Genomic DNA, 19,668 nt, shown 5'->3' with positions numbered 1-19,668 from the left:
TTTGCCGCAGACCAAATTGGTTTGCGGCTTTTTTTGTAAGGTGCATAGGCTTGGCGCATTTAGCCCGACAGCTAGCCCGACCACGTCATTGTCGGCGTACTAGGCCGACGAGGGCGTGGGCGTAGCTAGATGCTCGGGCGTTGCCAAGTCGTAGCCCGATTATAAGGTGCCAAGGCCCGCCGGTTTATGTGGACTCTTTTCACGGCTCCATACCTTTATCTGGTTTCCAGTACCAGCTCTCGTGTTATACTGAAAATAGGAAATGAAGGAGGAACACAATGGCTGAAGATGAAGAGTATTTTGCGTACCTGAAGTCGCTGCAGCAGGTTCAGCTGCCGCGCTGGGCCGACCTGCCGCAGTTCGATCTGTACATGGACCAAGTCGTGCAGTACGTCAACGAGCTGCTGGCGCCGCTGGACCTGGGCGAGTTGACCGCGACCATGGTCAACAACTACGTCAAAAAAGGCGTGATCACGCCGCCGACCAAGAAAAAGTACAGCCGGGGGCAGGTCGCCAACATTTTGATCATCGCCATCCTGAAGTCTGTCTTCTCGCTGGATGAAATTGCGGCGGGCATCGACTACCAGCTGCAAGGTCGCGAGAAGCAGCAGGCGTTTGACGCCTTTATCCTGAACTTTGCCGGCGCTTTGCAGCAGGCCAACACCAACTTTGCTGGCGGCGTCCTGATCAACAAGGTGACCAAGGAAGACACGATCAAGGTCCAAAGTGCCATGGTGTCTCTGGCCATCAATGCGGTGCTGCAAAAAATGCTGGTCTCTGCCATGGTGACCATGGTGATGCCCAAGCCGACCGGCAAGAAGGAGAAATAACCCGTGAAGTTAACCATTCTTTCCACCAGTGACACGCACGGTTACATTGTCCCGACCAATTACGTGCGCCGCGATCAGGACCTGCCGTTTTCACTGAGCAAGGCCAAGACAGTGATCGATCAGCTGCGAAAGGCCGCGACTGGGCCAGTGCTCACCATCGAAAACGGCGATTACCTGCAGGGTTCGCCGCTGGCTTATTACGCCGCCAGCATCAAGCAGGACCCGCAGCTGGAGACCGCGGCTTACAACCGGGTGGGCTACGATCTTGGCATCGTGGGCAACCACGAGTTCAATTATGGGCGCGAGTACCTGAGCCAGGCCATCGCCACGCTGAACTATCCGGTGCTGTGCGCCAATATTTTGGACCACGGCCAGCCCGCGTTCGGTCAGCCTTACCAGATTTTTGAAAAAAGTGGGGTGAAGGTCGCCGTGCTCGGCTTGACCACCAGCTACATTCCGCACTGGGAAGGGCAGCACCACATTCACGACTTGACGTTTGAAAGTCCTGTTGCGGTGGCGACTCACTGGCTGCCGCGGTTGCACGAGCTGGCGGACGTGGTCGTCATTGCTTACCACGGCGGCTTCGAGCGGGACCTTGAAACCGGTGAACCGACCGAGGCGCTGACCGGCGAAAATGTTGGCTACCAGCTGAGCCAGTTGCCAGGGGTCGACGCCTTGGTCACCGGCCACCAGCACCGCGAGCTTGCGGGCCTTGTCAACGGCGTGCCAACGACCCAGCCAGGTTACCGCGGTGCGAACGTCGGGGTCATCACCCTGAACTTGACGCCCACTGCGACGGGCTGGCAAGTGGCAGACGCCAGCGCCAGGTTGGTGCCGACCGGGGAGGCCAAAGCAGATGGTCACGTGCTGACCGCCGTTGCCGCGACGCAAAATGCGACTGAGGACTGGCTGGACTCGCCGCTCGGCCGCGTGCAAGGCGACATGACCATCCATGACCCACAGGCGGCACGCCTGGTTGAGACGCCGTACATCGAGTTCATTAACAAGGTGCAAATGGCGGCGACTGACACTGACATTGCCGGCACGGCCTTGTTCAACAATGAAGGCACCGGTTTTGGCGCGACCATCACCATGCGCGATGTGGTGACCAACTACATTTACCCCAACACGCTGGCGGTGCTGCGCCTGTCCGGGGCTGACATCAAGGCGGCGCTGGAGCAGTGTGCCGAGTTCTTCACGCTGCAAAACGGCCAGCTGGTGGTGACCGCACGCTTTGCCAAGCCGAAGCCGCAGTACTACAATTACGACATGTACCAAGGCTTGGACTACACGTTCGATATCACCAAACCGGTGGGCCAGCGCGTCATACAGCTGGCATACCACGGGCGCCCAGTGGCCGCCGACCAATTTTACGAGGTAACGACCAATTCCTACCGCGCGGCCGGTGGGGGCAACTTTGCCATGTTTGACCCGAGTAAGATCGTGCGCGAGAACCAGAAGGATATGACCGAGCTGATTGCCGACTACCTCCAGGCCCACCCGGTCGTCCAGGCGACTGCCGACCACAACTTCACGGTCCTGCCTAAAATGTGACACCTAGTCACATTTTCATTGCGTTTTTGGTGGGAACGCGGTAATGTGGGGCACAGACTGAAACAAGGGAAGGTTTATACATGAAAAAAACAGGATTGCTCTTCGTTGGCCTCGCCGCGGTGCTCACACTCGCCGGTTGTGGCACGAAGCTGAGCACCAGCAAGACCACATACAGTAATTCGGGGATGGTGGCCATCATCAAGGGCGATGCCTCTGGCAAGTCGGTCAGCTACAAGGCCGACACTGAGTCCGGCAAGACCTCTGTCAATGACGGCAAGTTCACCTTCACCGTACCGATGAGCACCAGCAAGCAGAATGTGACAATCAAGGACGGCGATGCCAGCACCAAAGTCACCGTGAAGGCCGCCCAGTCGCTGGGCGCGTATAAGACGGTTGCGACTAAGTACAATCAGGCCATCATTGCCACGGCGCTGCCGGCAAACATTCAAAAGCAGCTCCAGGCGGCTGCCACCAAGAAGCAGCCGACAAAGGAAGAAGTCGCCAAGATGCCGATCGCGCAGCAGCAGCAACTGGTTGCGGAGCAAAAGGCCCTGCAGTCAGCCATGAAGACGGCGACTGATAAGACGAAGGACCAGCAGCTGCCAACCAGTGTCTCCGGGCTGAAAGAAGTCTTGGATGTCGCCGGTGGGAAGCTGCGCGTGAATGTGCAGGACGGTCAGCTGATCTCAGCGACGCAGATCGCCCCGATCAAGGCCATGAAGGATAAGAAGAAGCAAGCGGCGTTTGGCCAGATGTTCGGACTGCTCGCCAACTCGGTCGGTGCCGATGCCAAAAAAGTCGGGGCCGATTTCCAAAAAGCGTTGAAGGATCAGGATGGTTCCAACACGACCATCAAGACCATCAAGAGTAACGGCGTGAAATTCAACGTCGGCGCCTCGGCGTCTGATATCTTTATCTACGTCACCAAGTGATCACAAGGTGACCAACCAGGGGTGCAGCGACATGCTGCACCCCTTTGCTATGGGCACGAAAAAACCCCACCGCAAGCGGCAGGGCAGTTTCAAAAATTAGTTGGTTTTCTTTTCATCAGTCGTCGGATCGAATGCTTTCATGATCGGCGGAAGGACGAAGAGGATGATCGTAAAGATCACAGAGACGATAGCTGAAAGCTTGGGATCATAAGTGCCGCCGGTCAGCGCGCTGGCCAGAAAGCCAACGACTTGACCGAGGATGACGCCCCAGACTAGAGTTGCGATATAGCGCATGGTATCCCTCTTTTCTGAAACTCATCTTATCACGCCGGAGGCAAAATGCAACCGGGAACTGGCTAGCGGTTCGGGTATAATGAGAAGCGAGGTGAAACAATGTTTACCCATATTCAAGTCAAAAGCGCGTATTCACTGCTCCAAAGCCCGCTGACCTTGGACCAGATCATCGGTGCCGCTAAGGAACGCGGCTTTTCTGCCATCGGGCTTAGCGATGTCAACGTGGTCTACGGCATCGTGGACTTTTATTCGCAAGCGCTCAAGGCGGGGATCAAGCCGCTTTTGGGGATGACCGTGCAGCTGCCAGACTGCGAGTTTTTAGTCGTCGCCGAAACCACGGCCGGCTACCACCAGCTGCTGCGGCTGTCCAGCGCGATCATGATGCCGCAAACGCCGCCGACGCTTGCCGATTTGCCCAACCTGGCGGGTCTCGCGGTGATCGTGCCAGGGGCCTATTTGCTGAGCCCGGCGTTTAAAGACCGCAAGCAAAAGGCGGAAGACTACTTTCAGACGCTGAAGGCCAAGCAGCCGGCCAGCCTTTATCTGGGCGTGACCGTGCAAGAGCTGACGACCACGTTGCCGCAGTTCGCGGGCCAAAACGCGCTGCCGCTGCTAGCGCTCAGCCGCGTCAGCTACCTGAACCCCACCGATGCGTTCACCCAAAAGGTGATGGGGGCGATCAAGGACGGCGCCCAGCTGAATTTCCGCGACCCGACGCTGATGGACGCAGGGCCGGACTGGCTGACCAAGGCCGATGACGCGGCCGCGCCGTTCCAGCAGGCGAGCCAGCAGCAAGCGCTGGACAACCTTCAGGCCCTGGTCGACCGCTGCGATGTCACCATTGAGTTCAAACAGCCGCAGCTGCCGCATTTTCCAACGCCCAACGACGTCCCAGCCAAGGACTACCTCCACGAGCTGGCGACCAAGGGCCTGGCCAAGCGGTTCAACGGTCAGCCGGTGCCGGAGGCTTACCAGGACCGTCTGACCTACGAGCTGAAGGTCATCAATGAAATGGGCTTTGCCGACTACTTCCTTGTGGTCTGGGACGTCATGAACCACGCCCATGAGGTGGGCATCATGATGGGCCCCGGGCGTGGTTCTGCCGCCGGGTCGCTGGTGGCCTACGCCTTGGCGATCACCGAAGTCGACCCCCTGAAGTACAACCTGCTCTTTGAACGGTTCCTGAATCCGGCGCGCCAGCAGATGCCGGATATTGACATCGACATTCCCGACGACCGGCGCCAGGAGCTGATCGCCTACGTCCACGAGTTTTACGGCCAGGCCCACATGGCCCAGATTATCACGTTTGGCACTTTTGGCGCCAAGCAGGCCCTGCGCGACGTGGCGCGGGTGTTTGGGCTGAGCCAGTTCGACAGTGACAAGTGGAGCAAGGCCATTCCGGCCATGTTTAAAATTGACCTGACGACGGCCTACAAGGATTCGCTGCCGCTGCGCAACCTGATTTCCGACTCGGACCAAAACCGCGCGCTGTACCAAACGGCGCTCGCGCTGGAAGGGCTGCCGCGGCATTACTCGACTCATGCCGCCGGGATCGTGCTGGCGCAGGAGCCGCTGACTGACACGGTCGCGGTGCAGGACGGCGGCGACGGCATCGCGCAAACCCAGGTCACCATGACCAACGTCGAACGGCTCGGCTTACTTAAAATCGACTTTCTGGGTCTGCGCAACCTCAGCATCCTGGCGCGCGCGACCCAGTCCATCACGTACCAGACGAAAAAGCCGTTTGATCCCAAGCAGATTCCGCTGGATGATGCCGAGACCCTCAAGCTGTTTGCGCGCGGTGACACCAATGGCGTGTTTCAGTTTGAATCAGCCGGCATTCGCTCGGTGCTGCGGCGGCTGCAGCCCACGGCGTTCGAGGACGTCGTGGCGACCAACGCCTTGTACCGGCCGGGGCCAATGGAGCAGATCGACACCTTCATCAAGCGCAAGCACGGCGAGGAGCCAATCACGTATCCGGCGGCGGCGCTCAAGCCAATCCTGGAGCCGACGTACGGCGTGTTAGTCTACCAGGAGCAGGTCATGCAGGTCGCCAGCACAATGGGCGGCTTCAGCCTGGGCGAAGCGGATCTGTTGCGGCGCGCGATGAGTAAGAAAAAGGCCGCGGTGCTGGCGGCCGAGCAAACCAAGTTCATTGAAGGCGCCAAGGCCAAGGGCTTCGATCAGCAAACCGCCGAAACCGTGTACGACTACATCGATCATTTTGCCAACTACGGGTTCAACCGCAGCCATGCGGTCGCGTACTCGATGATCGCGTTTTGGCTGGCTTACATCAAGGTGCATTACCCGACCGCGTTTTTTGCGGCGCTGATGAACGGCAGCCTGAACAACGCCACCAAGTTGCGGCAGTATGTCCAGGAGCTGAAAAGTCGTAAAATCAAGGTGCTTGGGCCGGACATTAACCGGTCAAAGCTGGTGTTCCGGATCGAAGGGGCCGCGCTGAGGTTCGGCCTGCTGTCGATCAAAGGGATGCGCCGCGACTTTGCCGATGCGCTGCTGACGGCGCGGCAAAGCGGCCCCTTCAAGTCGGTGCAGGACGTCTTGCAGCGCATCGACGTCAAGTGGCTGAAACCTGAGAACTTCACCGCGATGATCCAAGCCGGCGCGTTCGACCAGTTCGACGATAACCGGGCGCAGGTCCAGGCCAACCTGGCCGAGCTGATCGAAACGGTCAAGCTGGCCGGCAATGACGTAACCTTGTTTGAGGCGTTTCAGCCGAAAACCATCACGGTGCCGCGCTTGAGCGCCACCGAGCAGCTCGACCAGGAGGCCGCGGTGCTCGGTGTCTACTTATCCGGGCACCCAGTGGACCGTTATGTTGAGGCGCTCAGTCCGTTTATGCCGCTGGTGTCCACGGTTGAGCTGGAAGGGCACACGCAGGTCACGGTGGTGCTGGTGATCCGTCGCATCAAGCGCATCCGGACCAAAAAGGGGCAGGAAATGGCGTTTTTGGACGGTCAGGACGGCGCCGGTCAGCTGAGTGTGACGGTGTTTCCAAGCCTGTATCCGGCGATTGCCGAGTACCAGGAGAATCAGGTGATTGTGGTGCAGGGCAAGGTCGAGGAGCGCGATGGGCTGCAGCTGATCGCCAACCGCATTGAGCTCGGGGATGAGGCGCTGGCGAACCTGCCGCAGGCCAAGCTGTTCATCCGCCTGGCGGACCCGGACAACAAGGCTGGGCAGAGACAGTTGATGCAAGCGCTGGCCCAGCATCACGGTGGCACCCCGGTCATCTTGGTGAACGGCAAGACCCGTGAAAGCATCATTTTGAATCGGCGCTACTGGGTCGATGACAGCGATGAAACCGTCACCATTATTGCCGGCTTAGTGGGCGGAAAAAACGTTGTGCGCCAACGGCTGAACGGCGCTGATGAAAAATGAGAAAATTCTGCGGCTTCAGGCGACAACTTTTCTGAAAAGTGATATGCTTAACGAGTGTTAGGGGCGTGCCCCGAAAGAAAAATCATGAGGTGAAATGATGAAACGCATTGGGATTATGACCAGCGGTGGCGACGCCCCTGGCATGAATGCTGCTGTTCGTGCGGTTTCCCGCAAAGCCTTGACCGAAGGCCTTGAAGTCTTCGGCATTAATTATGGCTTCGCGGGCTTGGTTGCCGGCGATATTTTCCAAATTGACGCGGCTGCTGTCAACGATGTGATCAAGCGCGGCGGGACCATGCTTTACTCCGCTCGCTACCCTGAGTTTGAAAAGGAAGAAGTTCAACTCAAGGGCATCGCGCAACTGAATAAGTTTGGGATCGACGCGCTGGTCGTCATCGGCGGCGACGGGTCTTACCACGGCGCCTTGAAGCTGACGCAGCACGGTTACAACGCGATCGGCCTGCCAGGCACGATCGATAACGACATTCCGTACACCGACTTCACGATCGGCTTTGACACCGCGGTCAACACCGCGCTGGATGCCATCGACAAGCTGACTGACACGGCGGCTAGCCATGAGCGTACGTTCGTGGTTGAGGTCATGGGCCGCAACTGTGGTGACATTGCGATGTGGTCCGCCGTTGCCGGCGGCGCCGCAGACGTGATCATTCCGGAGCACGACTACGACATCGAAAAGGTCGCTGCCAAGCTTAAGTCTGCCCGTCAGCGCGGCCAGAAGCACGCAATCATTGTGCTGGCCGAAGGCGTGATGCACGCCGACGAATTTGCTGACAAGCTCAGCAAGTACGGCGACTTCCAGCTGCGCGCAACCACGCTGGGTCACGTTCAGCGCGGCGGCAACCCGACAGCGAAGGACCGCGTTTTGGCCTCGCAAATGGGCGCATACGCCGTTGAGCTGTTGATGCAGGGTAAAGGCGGTCTGGCTGTTGGAATTCAGAACAACAAGCTGGTCAGCCACGCCATGACCGATCTGTTCAACTCCAAGCACGAAAGTCACTTGGAGCTGCACCAGTTGGTCGAGGACCTTGCTTACTAAACGGCTGCTCATCTAGTCGGTATTCGAACATCAATTAGTTAATTTCGCCATCAAGGCGGGTTAAAAAATTCAAAAGGAGCGATTTTATTTATGAAAAAAACCAAGGTCGTTAGCACGCTTGGCCCTGCCAGCAATACGACAGACATTATCGTTAAGTTGATTCAGTCAGGCGCTAATGTATTCCGGTTTAATTTCTCACATGGGGACCACGCAGAACACGCGGCTCGCATGCAGATGGTTCATGACGCTGAAAAGATTACCGGCAAGACGGTCGGAATCATGCTTGACACCAAGGGTGCCGAGATTCGGACTACCGTTGAGGACACTCCGGACGGCAAAATCTCGTTCCATACTGGCGACGTTGTTCGTATTTCCATGGACGCTTCACTCAAAGGGACCAAGGAAAAAGTTGCTGTAACGTATCCTGGCCTTTATGACGATACGCACGTTGGCGGCCATGTTCTGTTTGATGATGGGCTGATCGACATGCTGATCACTGAAAAGGACGAAAAGAACCGTGAACTGGTCACCACCGTTCAAAACGATGGCGTCCTCGGCGGCCGTAAGGGTGTTAACGCCCCTGGCGTTGCCATCAACCTGCCTGGGATCACCGAAAAGGATGCCGATGACATTCGCTTCGGCTTGGATCAGGGCATCAACTTCATCTCCGCATCGTTTGTTCGCAAGCCTCAGGATGTCATGGACATTCGTGAACTGCTCGAAGAAAAGAACGCGCTGTACGTTCAGATCTTCCCGAAGATCGAATCCCAGGAAGGTATCGACAACTTCGATGACATTCTCAAGGTTTCCGACGGCTTGATGGTTGCCCGTGGCGATATGGGTGTCGAAATCCCATTCGAACACGTCCCGATCGTTCAGAAGGCTTTGATCCGCAAGTGCAACGATGTCGGCAAGCCAGTGATCACTGCCACCGATATGCTGGATTCCATGCAGGAGCACCCACGTCCGACTCGTGCCGAAGTGAGTGATGTTGCCAACGCCGTCTTTGATGGCACTGATGCAACCATGCTTTCCGGTGAATCCGCTAACGGTAAGTACCCTGTTGAGTCTGTTGCTGCGATGTCTCGGATCGATTCCTACATTGAAGATCAGCTCATCAAGGAAGGCGGCTACCCAGAGCGCAATTACGACAATGAGTCCGTTACTGAGTCTGTCGGCGTTGCGGTTGCCCGCACGGCCAAAAAACTTGGCGTTAAGACCATTGTTGCAACGACCGAATCTGGCTACACTGCCCGTATGATTTCCAAGTACCGCCCAGATGCCAACATCCTGGCGCTGACCTTTAACGAGCACACTCAGCGCGGCTTGACTGTTAACCGCGGGGTCTTCCCGTATATCGTTGACAAGCCTGCCAACACGGATGAGATGTTCGACCTCGCGACGAAGAAGGCGCAAGAGCTCGGCTTCGCTGAAGAAGGCGACTTGATCCTGATCACTGCCGGTGTTCCAGTTGGCGAATCCGGCACGACCAACGTCATGAAGGTCCAAATGATCGGCTCCAAGCTGGTCCAAGGTTCCGGTGTTGGTGACGCAGCTACTGTTGGTAAGGCTGTTCTGGCAACCTCTGCTGACGAAGCTGCAGCTAAGATGCAAAAGGGTGACATTCTGGTTACCAAGACCACTGACAAGGATTACCTGCCAGCCATCGAAAAGGCAGCCGCTCTGGTCGTTGAAGGCGGCGGCTTGACTTCCCATGCTGCCGTTGTCGGCATCGCTATGGGGATCCCAGTGGTTGTTGGCGCCGAGGGTGCCCTCAAGGCAATCACCGATGGTCAGATCATCACCGTTGATTCCCGTCGCGGCATTGTTTACAAGGGTGCTACCAACACGCTGTAAGCTTTCCGCTAATCGAGTTCAAGAAGGTCGTCTCAGAGATGAGGCGGCTTTTTTGCATGGTGCGAAGGACTGGCGGTTTTAGCGGGATGGGTAGCCTAGCCCAAGGCATTGCCGCCGATTTTAGCGGCGAGGCCTTGGGCGTAGCTAACCACTCCCGCGTTGCCAGTCCGTAGCCCGATTTAGTAAGGTGCGAAGGACTGGCGTACTTAGGCCGATGACTAGCCTAGCCCAGTGGATTGCTCGCAGCGCGAGCGAGCCGCTGGGCGTAGCTAGACACTCGGCCGTTGCCAGTCCGTAGCCCGATTAGGTAAGGTGCGAAGACTTGGCGTTCTTAGGGGGACAGCCAGCCGCTACGCATGTCAGACTGTACGCCATAAATGGCTACGGTCTGATCATAGCCAGAGGCATTGCCGCCGTTTTTTGGCGGCGAGGCCACTGGCGTAGCTGGATGCTCCCCCGTTACCAAGTCGTAGCCCGATTAAGACCACATGCGAATGGTCTTGGTTTTAAATTTTCCGGCGCACATGAAAGTAAGATATATTTGGCATTTGCTGGTCAGGTCGTATACTGTGATCGAGGAAAAATTGATGAGAAATGAACGCATGCGAGCCGCACGCACTGCTCGCAACCTGACGCAGGCCGAGCTGGCCGAGCGGATCGGGGTGACGCGGCAAACCATTGGCGCTATTGAAAAAGGGGATTACAATCCCACCATTCAGCTTTGTTTGCGAATCTGTAAGGAACTGGGCAAAACGCTGGACGACTTGTTTTGGGAAGACTGACAAATGAGTGGGGAGGACAATTGGATGTTTGATGAAAGGCAACGACTGCTCCGGTTGCGCGGTTTCGCAGGGGGCTTTTGGCTGCTGCTCGGACTGCTTGGCCTGAACTTTGCGGTTTCCGCGGTGGTCGGCCATCCCGTCGTGGCTGATCAGGGCACTTTGACCATGCTGGTCTTTTTTCCGACCATGGTGGCGGTGATCATCTACGACATCTTCACTGGCGCGTATTTGAAGCCTAGTGATCACAATCGCATTTTGTTGGTGCTGGGCATTATCGGGATCATGGACCTTTTGATCAAAGGTCAAGACTACTGGTGGAAGATGACAATGCATTACGGTGCGCCGTTGATCGTTCATTGGCAGGTGACCCGCGACGCCGCGGTCGAGCTTGTCCCTTGGTGCATGATTTTGCTGGGAATGGCATCGTTGATCGCGTGGTGGCGTGGTCGTCGCGAGCGGGTCAACTAAACGCGTGAAAGGCTGCTGAAGCGATTCAGCGGCTTTTTTTGTCCCAATGATTGTTTTGACTGCGGCGTGCAACAATTATTTTCCAGTTATCGTTATGTAAACTAATGACAATATTGCCCGAAGCGTGTAAAGTGTTATCTAGACTGTACTGACGGAGGTAGACATGGAAAGCTGGTTATTCCTAGGCGCAGTGTTCGGAATCGCTGCGCTGTCGAAGAACAAGGCCCTGATGATCGGTGTCGGTTTCGTGATGGTGCTTAAGCTGGTGCCGCTGTTTCACCCACTGCTGAAGCTGATGCAGGCGCAGGGGATCAACTGGGGCGTCACCATTATTTCAGCGGCCATCATGGTGCCGATCGCCACTGGCGAGATCACGGTGTCGGACCTGCTGAACGTGATGAAAACGCCGGCCGGCTGGATCGCCATTGCAATGGGGGTGCTGGTCGCGGTGCTGTCATCCAAAGGGGTCGGCCTGCTTGCCGGCAATCCCGAAATGACCGTGGCCCTCGTGTTCGGCACGATCCTCGGCGTGGTCTTCCTGAAGGGCATCGCGGCCGGGCCGGTGATCGCCAGCGGCATGACTTACGTAATCCTCAGCGTGTTTAACCTGATGCCAACGCATTAAAGGAGAATAGAAATGAATTTTAACGGACAAATTATCGACGCCACGGTTTCGGACCAAAATGAGACCCAGGTGTTCGTCCAGTACCAAGGCGTGACCATGAGTGTCGACGCGACCGAGTTTGAAACGCAGCCGGCAGTGGGCGACGTCTTGCATGGTTTTGCTTACGAGAATAAAAGCGGTGCGGACCGCTTCACGACCAAGCTGCCGGCAGTTGGCTACGACCGGTACGCCTTTGGCACAGTGGTCGACGTGCGCAAGGACCTCGGGGTCTTTATCGACATCGGGCTGCCCGACAAGGACCTGGTCCTGTCGCTGGATGACCTGCCGGAGCTGACCAAGCTGTGGCCGGCCAAGGGCGACCGGCTCATGGTGTCCATGCACATCGACAAGCAGCACCGCCTGTGGGCCAAGCTCGCCGACATGAACATGTTCCAGGCCGTGGCCAACCAGGCCAAGCCGACCATGATGAACGAAAACGTCACGGCCACGGTGTACGCGCTGCGCCTGTCCGGCACCCATGTCATCACCGACGATTATTACCTGGGCTTCATTCACCCCAGCGAGCGCGACCAGGAGCCGCGGCTGGGCGAAGTGGTGCACGGCCGCGTGATCGGCGTGCGCGATGACGGCACGCTGAACCTTTCGCTGCGCCCGCGCGCGTACGAGGAAATCGGCGACGATGCCGCGATGATCCTGGCCTTTATCGACCACGACCCGAGCAAGTCGATCCCGTACACGGATAAAAGTGATCCGGACGCCATCAAAATGACGTTCGGCATCAGCAAAGGGGCGTTCAAGCGCGCCTTGGGGCACCTGCTGAAGGCGCACCTGATTGTCGAAGAAAATGGAGTGACCCGTCGTGCCGACCAAAAGTGAACAAGCCCGCGCTGATCTCATCGGGGATTTTGTGCATTATTTGGACATCGAGCGCGGTTTAGCCAAAACGACGCAGGCCAGTTACCGCCAGGACCTGGTGGAGTTCACCGCGTGGGTCAATCAGCAGCATTTGGACAGTTTTCCGGAGGATCTGGCCTCGATTCAGGCCTTTTTGGCGACTCAGGCCCAGGTGAAGGCGGCGACTTCGCAGAGCCGGATGATTTCGGCGATGCGCAAGTTCTACCGGTACCTGCTGCGCGAAGAGCGCGTCAAGGCCGACCCGATGGCGCTGGTTGACTCGCCCAAGCCCGCCAAGCACCTGCCGGCGACCTTGAACGGCCCGGAGATCGACGCGCTGATGGCGGCGCCAGATGTGAACAAGCCGCTGGGCATGCGCGACCGGGCGATTTTTGAGCTGATGTACGCGACCGGCCTGCGGGTGTCCGAAGTGGTCAACCTGCGTCTCGATCAGCTGCACCTGAGCTTGAACCTGCTGGAAGTGACCGGCAAGGGCGACAAGCAGCGCATCGTGCCGGTGTCGCCGCAGGCCGTGGACTGGGTCAACCAGTACCTGCACGACAGCCGGCCGCGCCTGATCAAAAGCGGCAAGCCGAGCGTTGTGTTCGTCAATTTTCACGGCCACCAACTCACGCGGCAGGGCATCTGGAAGAACCTCAAGGCGTACATTGCCGACATCGGCATCCAAAAGGACGTCACGCCGCACACGCTGCGCCACAGCTTCGCCACGAACCTGCTTGAAAACGGCGCCGACCTGCGCGTGGTCCAGGAGCTGCTCGGCCACGCCGATATCTCCACGACCCAGATCTACACGCACCTGTCCAACAAGAAGATCATGACTGTGTACCACCAGACCCATCCGCGGGGCTGAGTACAAACCTCCAGTGGCTTGGGGTTTGTTCGCTCTCTTAAGATATGGTAAAGTATCTTGGAGTGTAGTTAATCTGTGGAGGCTATCATGCTAACCAAGTATAAGAATGATTATGCCAAGATCGCGATGGGCTTCTTATCGTTCATTCCCGACTTGAAGGACATTGATCATCTCAAAACTGAACTGACGCTGTATACGGCTGACAATTCGCATGTGCTGTACCTGTACCGCGAGGCCCCGGGGGCAGACTTTGAGGGGGTCGTCGGCGCGGAACTCGGCAAGGACTATGTCATGGTGCGGCACCTGTCGCTGTCGCCGGCGGTGCGAAGCGAAACGACGCAGTTTGCCGTTTTGCGGGATTTGTGTGCCGAATATCCGGATAAGAAACTGATGGGCACCATGGACAACGCCAGTCTGATCGCCGCGTACCAGAAGTATAGAAAAGAGGATCACGATGGCGCTGACGTTAGTGCTGAATGACTTTTCCGGGCCGCTGGACCTGCTTTGGCACCTGATTCGGACCAATGAAGTCGATATTTACGACATTCCGATCGCAGAGATCACTAGCCAATACCTGGCTTACCTGCACGACATGCAGACGGCCCGGCTGGATGTGGCTGGTGATTATTTTGTTATGGCCGCCAGTCTGATGGCGATGAAAAGTAAAATGCTGTTGCCGCAGCCTGAGCCGGACCAGGAAGCGGATGAAGACGACTACGAAGACCCGCGGGCAGGGCTGGTTGCCCAGCTGCTGACTTACCAGGTTTACCAAGAGGCGGCCGAGCAGCTGCGGGACCGCGAAAAGGCGCGCTCGCAGTCCTACGCCAAGCCGGAATCGCTGCCTGGTGCAGACGTCCGGGTGCCGATGCGGCCGGGCTCCGTCAAGCTGAACGACATCAGCCGGGCGATGGCGGCCGTGGTGGCGCGCCAGCTCGCGACTAAGACCACCATTGCGCACATCGAGGCCGAACCGATTTCGGTGGAAAAACGCATCAGTGAGGTGCTGCGCCAGATCGACGAAGTGGGCACCTGCCGGTTCGACGCGCTGGTCGCCGTGAACACGGTGGATGGCGTGGTGACCACGTTTTTGGCAATTTTGACGCTGATGAAGGCCGACCAGATCATCTGCGAGCAGGCCGGGCCGTTTGCGCCGATCACCGTCATGAAAAAGGAGGCCGCCTGATGCAACCCGTGATCGAAGCAATCCTATACACCGCCGGGGAAGCGGGGGTTGCGCTGAGCGATTTTGCCCAGCTTCTCAACATTTCGCCCGCCGCCATGCGTCAGCAGCTGGCCACGTTTGGGCAGGGGCTGGCAGACGATGCCAGCCGCGGCCTGATGCTGCAAAGCGCCGACGACCGGTACTACCTGCTGACCAAACCCGAGTACGCAAGCGCGCTGAAGCAGTACTTTGCGGGTCCGCCGCACACTGGGCTGTCCAACGCCGCGCTGGAGGTGCTGGCGATTATCGCCTACCAGCAGCCCATCACGCGCCTGGAAATTGACGATGTGCGCGGCGTGCAAAGTTCCGGCGCCTTGACGACGTTGGCATCGCGGCAGCTGATCAAGGAAGCCGGGCGCAAGGATGCGCCAGGGCGGCCGATTTTGTACGCCACCACGCCGTTTTTCCTGGACTACTTCGGTCTGCATACCCTTGACGACCTGCCGCCGCTGGATGAGACCAAGGCCGACCCGACTGAGGTCGACCTGTTCACCGATTTTCGTAACACCCTGCCGGACAGTGCGGCAGATGACGCCGAACCGGCGGCATCAGAGTCAGAAGATGCACCAACTGAGGCCACTGACGCGAAGTCAGAGGAAGGATCCAACCATGCCAAGTAAATTAACCGAAGAGCGCCTGCAAAAGGCCATCGCCAACGCCGGGGTCGCGTCACGCCGCCACGCCGAGGAGCTGATTGCCGCGGGCCACGTCACCGTCAACGGTAACGTGATCACCGAAATGGGCGTCAAGGTCACCAGTGAGGATGCCATCGAAGTCGACGGCGTGCCGTTGAACCAGGAAGAAAAAAAGCAGTACTTTGTGTTTTACAAGCCGCGGGATGTGATCTCCGCCGTGACCGACAACAAGGGCCGCCGCACCGTCACCGACTTTTTTGAGGACGTCAAGGAGCGCATTTACCCGGTCGGCCGCCTCGACTGGGACGCCTCTGGGCTTCTGATCATGACCAACGACGGGGATTTTGCGAACATGCTCATGCACCCGAGTTACAAGGTCGAGAAAAAGTATGTGGTCAAGGTGCAGGGCATTCCGACCCGCGACAAACTGATGCCGCTGAAGGACGGGCTGGTCGTGGACCGCAAGAAGCTGGCGCCGGCGAAGTTCAAGCAGATCAGCTCGGACAAGCTGAAAAATACGGCTATCATCCAACTGACCATTCACCAAGGCATCAATCACCAGGTCAAAAAGATGTTCAAGGCGATCGGTTATCCGGTCATGAAGCTGGCGCGTGAGCAGTACGGGCCGCTCACGCTGGAGGGCCTGCAGCCAGGTGAGTACCGGCCGCTCAAGCGCGAGGAAATTCGGGCACTTGAAGCGCTGGCGCAAAAAGGTTGACAAGCGCTTACATATGTGGTTATAATTTGTAAGTACTAAAAATTAAATACTGGTTCGTCTTCAGGGGCAGGGTGAAATTCCCGACCGGCGGTGATAGTCCGTGAACCGTGCATGTGCACGGCCGACTTGGTGGAAATCCGAGACCGATAGTATAGTCTAGATAAACGAAGATGGGGCTTATTTTGAATCGACATTCAAGCTAAGGCCTGTTTACCCCCTGGGTAAATGGGTCTTTTTTCGCGCCTTGGCGTAGGCCTCTCTGAAGCAACCACATGGAGGGATATTTCATGTCTGGTTCTAGAGTTCACCGTTTAGTCGGGATCGCGTTGCTTTCGGCGGTCGGGTTTGTCTTAATGATGTACCTGGCGTTTCCGATTCTCCCGATGTTTCCGTTTCTCAAGTTGGATCTGTCCGACTTGCTGGTACTGCTTGGGGGCCTGCTGTACGGCCCGACCGGCGGCATCATGGTCGCGTTTGTGCGCTCGCTGCTGCACTTTGTTCTCACGGGCGGCGGCATTGTCAATTTGATCGGTGACCTGGCGGCGTTCATCGCCTCGGTCGGCTTCATGCTGCCGGTCGTCATGACCATGAAGCCAAAAAGCAGCGTGGGCCGCGAAGTGTCCGGCCTGGCACTGGGCACGCTGAGTCTGACCGTGATCATGAGCCTGCTCAACTGGCTGATCATCATGCCGATGTACCTGGCCGTGATGAGCTTCCCGCTGGGGATGTCCGTGACCCGCTACGTGCTGATCGGCGTGGTGCCGTTCAACCTGATCAAAGGGGTCGTCGTGTCTGCGGTGTTCTTCGTCATCGCCAAGGCCATGATGCCGTGGCTGGAAAAGCAGCGCGCGCAGCAGCAAGGCGCGACTCACTTGCAGTAGGAATTCATGAAGTCGCAAGTCGTTGTTGAGGCGCAGTGACTGGTGAAAGGCAGTTGAAGGGCAAGCCGTTGGACTTTTCCAAGGGCTTGCCCTTTATGCTGTTTTGAATGGATTCAAAAGCTTCATGATTCGCGCGATGCCATTCACGCGGCGGGTGCTCATGTTATTCTTATCATGCAGTATCCATTTGCCGCTGGGGACGACTTTTGGCCTAGCCAGGGATCATCTGACCGGCGACCGCTTGGTGGTGGGTCAAGCCGTGACCACCTGGCGGGCAAGAGAGGAAGCAGAATGCATGTTTTTTAAAGAACGGTTATTTTACCAAGTTTATGGCCAGGGTCAGCCAATCTATTTTCTGCATGGCATGTCCCTGTCGCAAGTCAGCATGAGCGCGCTTTACGAGCAGTTTCCGGAGACCAAGCAGTTTCGCCGCTACTACGTGGATTTGCCCGGCATGGGGCAGTCTCAAAATGTGACCGGCCTCACCAGCAGTGATCAGGTGGCGGACCTGCTGGCGGCGTTTATCACGGCGACTGCCGGCAACGCCGCAGTCATTTTGGTCGGCCATTCCTATGGCGGCTACCTGTGTGACGAGCTGGCCACCCGGCTGCAACATGTTGGCGGGGTCTTCACGACCTGTCCCGTGGTCATTGCCGACAGTGCTGACCGCCATGTTGCCACGCATCGCAATCAAGTCGTTCAGCCGGTACCAGATGACGGTTCGGCGGCCATGCAGGGCTACCGCTTCATCAACGTGGTGATCAGCCCGCAAACTTGGCAGGCTTATCAGACCCAATCGCTGCCTGGTCAGCGGCAATACAATCGGCAGTTCTGGGATCAAATCAAGCAGTCCGGCAAGTATTCACTTGAGGATGAAGCCCAGCTGTTCGCCAACCTGGCCAAGTTGAACATACCCATTTACACCATACTGGGTCGGCAAGATAACATTGTTGGGTACCAAGACCATCTGCAAAGATTAGGCCATACCCCTAATCAGCACGTGGTCATTGACGATCACGCAGGCCACGCGCTGGGCATCGATGATCCGGGGCTGGTCGCGCGGAATTGGCAGTCTTTTCTTGGTGAATGCAGGCATGCTTGACTGGTCAGCCATCCCGTTGGTTTCAGCAAAGCTGATCGATTGAACCGTGAGTGAACGTGAAGTTGTTTGATAAAGACAAAATGAGCCTCCAGGATCGGCATTTGCGACCCTGGAGGCTCATCTTTTTAACTAGCGGTATTTTTCCCTGACTTGCACCTACTTCAGGTTGAAGACGCGCTCGGCGTTGCCGTGTGCAATGGCCTCGCGCTGGCTTGCGGTCAGCTTGGCGTCATTCAGGAAGGTGGCCGCATTTGCCGGCTGCTTGTACGGGTAGTCGATCGAGTAGAGGATGTGCTCGGCGCCCACTTCTTCCAGCAGGAAATTCAGTTGCGGCTGGCTCAGGATGCCGCTGGGGGTCACATAAACGTTGTCGCGGTAGTAAGCGGAGAAGTGCCGCTTGAGCCCGTCATACTTGTCCAGCTCGTCGTCCAGGCGTTCCAGGAACATCGGGACCAGTTCGCCCCAGTGGCCGGACACCAGCTTGAGGTTGGGCAGTTTGTCAAAAATGCCGGACAGGATCATGCGCATCACCTGAATGCCGACGTCCATGTGCCAGCCGTAACCGGCGCTGCCAAAAATCCCGGACACGACTTCAGTCCAGTGGTCGCTTTCAAAGTAGTGCTGGGTGATGACCGGCGGGACAAACGACGGGTGGAAGTAAACCGGCACGTTCAGCTCGGCCGCCGCTTGGAAAATCGGGAAGAAGAACGGGTCATCAAAGAACTTGCCGGCGTAATTGCCTTTGAGCAGGACGCCTTTCAGGCCGAGCTGCTCCACCGCGCGGTGCAGCTCTTTGGCCGCAGCGTTCGGATCGCCGACCGGCAAAACAGCCAGCCCGGCGTAGCGGTCAGGCGCGACTTGGATGGCTTTGGCCAGCTCGTCGTTGGCTAACTGGCTCAGCGGCACCGCGTCCTTGGGGTCCAGGTTCTGCGGCTGGGCGTTGCCGTAGGATAGGACCTGCATATCGATCCCATAGCGGTTCATGAATTCCAGCCGGTCCTTGGCCACGTCCTGCATGATGGTGGCCGTTGGCAGGGTGGTTTGCATGTAGTGGGCCATTTCCGGGCTGACGTTTGGCCGGCTTTGCTGACCGGCAGCGGCGGCCATGGCCTGGGTGACCTTGGCGGATTCAAAATGTTCCTCAACAGTGATGACTTTCATGAATGATCGACTCCTTTACTTGTTCACCGTTAGTATACGGGGGAGACAGGGAACGGCGGAACCACGTTATGAAACAAAAAGCCTAAAAGGTGTCACTGGGAACAAACAAAAACAGCCAGCCTGCGCTGACTGCGAAATCTATTTCTGCTGATCGTTGAAGGGCTGCTCGCTGTGCTGGATCGCGCCGGTCGGGCAGCGGCGAAAGGCAATTTTCAAATCGATCAGGTCGGCTGGATCAACCGGCTTGGTGCCGGTGTTGCCGTCTGGGTGGTAGCTGGCGATGCCTTCGCTGTCGTAATCGAACAGTTTAGGGGCGAGCATTTGGCATAACCCGCAGGCGATGCAGGCAGCGCGGTCGACATGCGCGTATACTGGTTTCATAA

Annotated in this window: 20 protein-coding genes and 1 riboswitch; of the genes, 17 read left to right on the top strand and 3 right to left on the bottom strand. The window is 57.4% G+C overall.

From position 1 onward, the window contains the following. Nucleotides 1-278 precede the first annotated feature (278 nt). The 3 genes from FC75_RS10910 to FC75_RS10900 all read left to right on the top strand — a co-directional run bounded on the left by FC75_RS10910 (nt 279) and on the right by FC75_RS10900 (nt 3,316). Complete coding sequence (locus tag FC75_RS10910; protein ID WP_056989897.1) at nt 279-830, top strand: DUF1836 domain-containing protein; 552 nt, start codon at nt 279-281, stop codon at nt 828-830. 3 nt (nt 831-833) lie between these two features. Next, on the top strand, nt 834-2,384 hold the full coding sequence (locus FC75_RS10905; RefSeq protein WP_054661769.1) for a bifunctional metallophosphatase/5'-nucleotidase: 1,551 nt from the start codon (nt 834-836) through the stop codon (nt 2,382-2,384). Nucleotides 2,385-2,464: 80 nt separating this feature from the next. Then, nucleotides 2,465-3,316 carry a hypothetical protein gene (locus FC75_RS10900; protein WP_056989896.1) on the top strand — a complete coding sequence of 284 codons (852 nt, stop codon included), beginning with the start codon at nt 2,465-2,467 and terminating at the stop codon, nt 3,314-3,316. Between the two features lie 96 nt (nt 3,317-3,412). Here FC75_RS10900 and FC75_RS10895 read toward each other — a convergent pair whose 3' ends face one another. Further along, nucleotides 3,413-3,610, bottom strand: coding sequence for a YjzD family protein (locus FC75_RS10895; protein ID WP_054661778.1), 198 nt, complete (start codon nt 3,608-3,610; stop codon nt 3,413-3,415). Nucleotides 3,611-3,709: 99 nt separating this feature from the next. Between FC75_RS10895 and dnaE the strand changes: the two genes are divergently transcribed. The 14 genes from dnaE to FC75_RS10825 all read left to right on the top strand — a co-directional run bounded on the left by dnaE (nt 3,710) and on the right by FC75_RS10825 (nt 18,124). Beyond that, nucleotides 3,710-7,012 (top strand): DNA polymerase III subunit alpha, encoded by a 3,303-nt coding sequence (gene dnaE, locus FC75_RS10890; protein ID WP_056989895.1) that lies wholly within the window; start codon nt 3,710-3,712, stop codon nt 7,010-7,012. 97 nt (nt 7,013-7,109) lie between these two features. Continuing rightward, the gene (gene pfkA / locus FC75_RS10885) at nt 7,110-8,069 is read left to right on the top strand and encodes a 6-phosphofructokinase (RefSeq protein WP_054661781.1); all 960 of its coding nucleotides are present in this window, start codon (nt 7,110-7,112) and stop codon (nt 8,067-8,069) included. Nucleotides 8,070-8,159: 90 nt separating this feature from the next. Further along, nucleotides 8,160-9,926, top strand: coding sequence for a pyruvate kinase (gene pyk / locus FC75_RS10880; RefSeq protein ID WP_056989894.1), 1,767 nt, complete (start codon nt 8,160-8,162; stop codon nt 9,924-9,926). A 587-nt stretch (nt 9,927-10,513) separates the two neighbouring features. After that, complete coding sequence (locus tag FC75_RS10875) at nt 10,514-10,708, top strand: helix-turn-helix transcriptional regulator (RefSeq protein ID WP_054661874.1); 195 nt, start codon at nt 10,514-10,516, stop codon at nt 10,706-10,708. A gap of 24 nt (nt 10,709-10,732) precedes the next feature. Next, on the top strand, nt 10,733-11,176 hold the full coding sequence (locus tag FC75_RS10870) for a hypothetical protein (RefSeq protein ID WP_056989893.1): 444 nt from the start codon (nt 10,733-10,735) through the stop codon (nt 11,174-11,176). A gap of 163 nt (nt 11,177-11,339) precedes the next feature. After that, entirely contained in the window at nt 11,340-11,801 is a 462-nt protein-coding gene (locus FC75_RS10865; protein ID WP_054661787.1) for a DUF441 domain-containing protein, read from the top strand. 12 nt (nt 11,802-11,813) lie between these two features. After that, nucleotides 11,814-12,677, top strand: a complete 864-nt coding sequence (locus FC75_RS10860; protein ID WP_056989892.1) for a CvfB family protein — start codon at nt 11,814-11,816, stop codon at nt 12,675-12,677. Then, the gene (gene xerD, locus FC75_RS10855; RefSeq protein ID WP_054661790.1) at nt 12,661-13,566 is read left to right on the top strand and encodes a site-specific tyrosine recombinase XerD; all 906 of its coding nucleotides are present in this window, start codon (nt 12,661-12,663) and stop codon (nt 13,564-13,566) included. The genes FC75_RS10860 and xerD overlap by 17 nt, the downstream gene beginning before the upstream one ends. 87 nt (nt 13,567-13,653) lie before the next feature. Continuing rightward, nucleotides 13,654-14,046 (top strand): hypothetical protein, encoded by a 393-nt coding sequence (locus tag FC75_RS10850; RefSeq protein WP_054661793.1) that lies wholly within the window; start codon nt 13,654-13,656, stop codon nt 14,044-14,046. Continuing rightward, nucleotides 14,021-14,749: a segregation and condensation protein A gene (locus FC75_RS10845; protein WP_054661796.1), complete on the top strand. Its 729-nt coding sequence runs from the start codon at nt 14,021-14,023 to the stop codon at nt 14,747-14,749. The genes FC75_RS10850 and FC75_RS10845 overlap by 26 nt, the downstream gene beginning before the upstream one ends. Beyond that, nucleotides 14,749-15,408 carry an SMC-Scp complex subunit ScpB gene (gene scpB, locus FC75_RS10840; RefSeq protein WP_082397663.1) on the top strand — a complete coding sequence of 220 codons (660 nt, stop codon included), beginning with the start codon at nt 14,749-14,751 and terminating at the stop codon, nt 15,406-15,408. Before FC75_RS10845 ends, scpB begins: the two co-directional genes overlap by 1 nt. Beyond that, nucleotides 15,398-16,141 (top strand): pseudouridine synthase, encoded by a 744-nt coding sequence (locus FC75_RS10835; RefSeq protein ID WP_056989891.1) that lies wholly within the window; start codon nt 15,398-15,400, stop codon nt 16,139-16,141. The genes scpB and FC75_RS10835 overlap by 11 nt, the downstream gene beginning before the upstream one ends. 52 nt (nt 16,142-16,193) lie before the next feature. Beyond that, a riboswitch (FMN riboswitch) is annotated at nt 16,194-16,317 on the top strand. Between the two features lie 111 nt (nt 16,318-16,428). Continuing rightward, nucleotides 16,429-17,022 (top strand): ECF transporter S component, encoded by a 594-nt coding sequence (locus FC75_RS10830; protein ID WP_054661799.1) that lies wholly within the window; start codon nt 16,429-16,431, stop codon nt 17,020-17,022. Nucleotides 17,023-17,317: 295 nt separating this feature from the next. Next, nucleotides 17,318-18,124 (top strand): alpha/beta fold hydrolase, encoded by an 807-nt coding sequence (locus FC75_RS10825; protein WP_056989890.1) that lies wholly within the window; start codon nt 17,318-17,320, stop codon nt 18,122-18,124. A 156-nt stretch (nt 18,125-18,280) separates the two neighbouring features. Here FC75_RS10825 and FC75_RS10820 read toward each other — a convergent pair whose 3' ends face one another. Next, nucleotides 18,281-19,285, bottom strand: a complete 1,005-nt coding sequence (locus FC75_RS10820) for an amidohydrolase family protein (protein WP_056989889.1) — start codon at nt 19,283-19,285, stop codon at nt 18,281-18,283. Nucleotides 19,286-19,423: 138 nt separating this feature from the next. Continuing rightward, nucleotides 19,424-19,666, bottom strand: coding sequence for a ferredoxin (locus tag FC75_RS10815; RefSeq protein WP_056989888.1), 243 nt, complete (start codon nt 19,664-19,666; stop codon nt 19,424-19,426). Nucleotides 19,667-19,668: the final 2 nt, after the last annotated feature.

Source organism: Lacticaseibacillus camelliae DSM 22697 = JCM 13995 (assembly GCF_001436615.1).
In the GTDB taxonomy this organism is placed as follows: domain Bacteria; phylum Bacillota; class Bacilli; order Lactobacillales; family Lactobacillaceae; genus Lacticaseibacillus; species Lacticaseibacillus camelliae.
This window is presented reverse-complemented; position numbering and strand designations above follow the sequence as displayed.

Coding starts and splice junctions, on each gene's coding strand:
- FC75_RS10895 (WP_054661778.1), bottom strand. CDS start 3,610: ATGCGCTATATCGCAACTCTAGTCTGGGGCGTCATCCTCGGTCAAGTC.
- FC75_RS10870 (WP_056989893.1), top strand. CDS start 10,733: ATGTTTGATGAAAGGCAACGACTGCTCCGGTTGCGCGGTTTCGCAGGG.
- FC75_RS10835 (WP_056989891.1), top strand. CDS start 15,398: ATGCCAAGTAAATTAACCGAAGAGCGCCTGCAAAAGGCCATCGCCAAC.
- FC75_RS10825 (WP_056989890.1), top strand. CDS start 17,318: ATGTTTTTTAAAGAACGGTTATTTTACCAAGTTTATGGCCAGGGTCAG.
- FC75_RS10820 (WP_056989889.1), bottom strand. CDS start 19,285: ATGAAAGTCATCACTGTTGAGGAACATTTTGAATCCGCCAAGGTCACC.
- scpB (WP_082397663.1), top strand. CDS start 14,749: ATGCAACCCGTGATCGAAGCAATCCTATACACCGCCGGGGAAGCGGGG.
- FC75_RS10860 (WP_056989892.1), top strand. CDS start 11,814: ATGAATTTTAACGGACAAATTATCGACGCCACGGTTTCGGACCAAAAT.
- dnaE (WP_056989895.1), top strand. CDS start 3,710: ATGTTTACCCATATTCAAGTCAAAAGCGCGTATTCACTGCTCCAAAGC.
- FC75_RS10900 (WP_056989896.1), top strand. CDS start 2,465: ATGAAAAAAACAGGATTGCTCTTCGTTGGCCTCGCCGCGGTGCTCACA.
- FC75_RS10850 (WP_054661793.1), top strand. CDS start 13,654: ATGCTAACCAAGTATAAGAATGATTATGCCAAGATCGCGATGGGCTTC.
- FC75_RS10815 (WP_056989888.1), bottom strand. CDS start 19,666: ATGAAACCAGTATACGCGCATGTCGACCGCGCTGCCTGCATCGCCTGC.
- FC75_RS10865 (WP_054661787.1), top strand. CDS start 11,340: ATGGAAAGCTGGTTATTCCTAGGCGCAGTGTTCGGAATCGCTGCGCTG.
- FC75_RS10910 (WP_056989897.1), top strand. CDS start 279: ATGGCTGAAGATGAAGAGTATTTTGCGTACCTGAAGTCGCTGCAGCAG.
- FC75_RS10875 (WP_054661874.1), top strand. CDS start 10,514: ATGAGAAATGAACGCATGCGAGCCGCACGCACTGCTCGCAACCTGACG.
- FC75_RS10830 (WP_054661799.1), top strand. CDS start 16,429: ATGTCTGGTTCTAGAGTTCACCGTTTAGTCGGGATCGCGTTGCTTTCG.
- pyk (WP_056989894.1), top strand. CDS start 8,160: ATGAAAAAAACCAAGGTCGTTAGCACGCTTGGCCCTGCCAGCAATACG.
- pfkA (WP_054661781.1), top strand. CDS start 7,110: ATGAAACGCATTGGGATTATGACCAGCGGTGGCGACGCCCCTGGCATG.
- FC75_RS10845 (WP_054661796.1), top strand. CDS start 14,021: ATGGCGCTGACGTTAGTGCTGAATGACTTTTCCGGGCCGCTGGACCTG.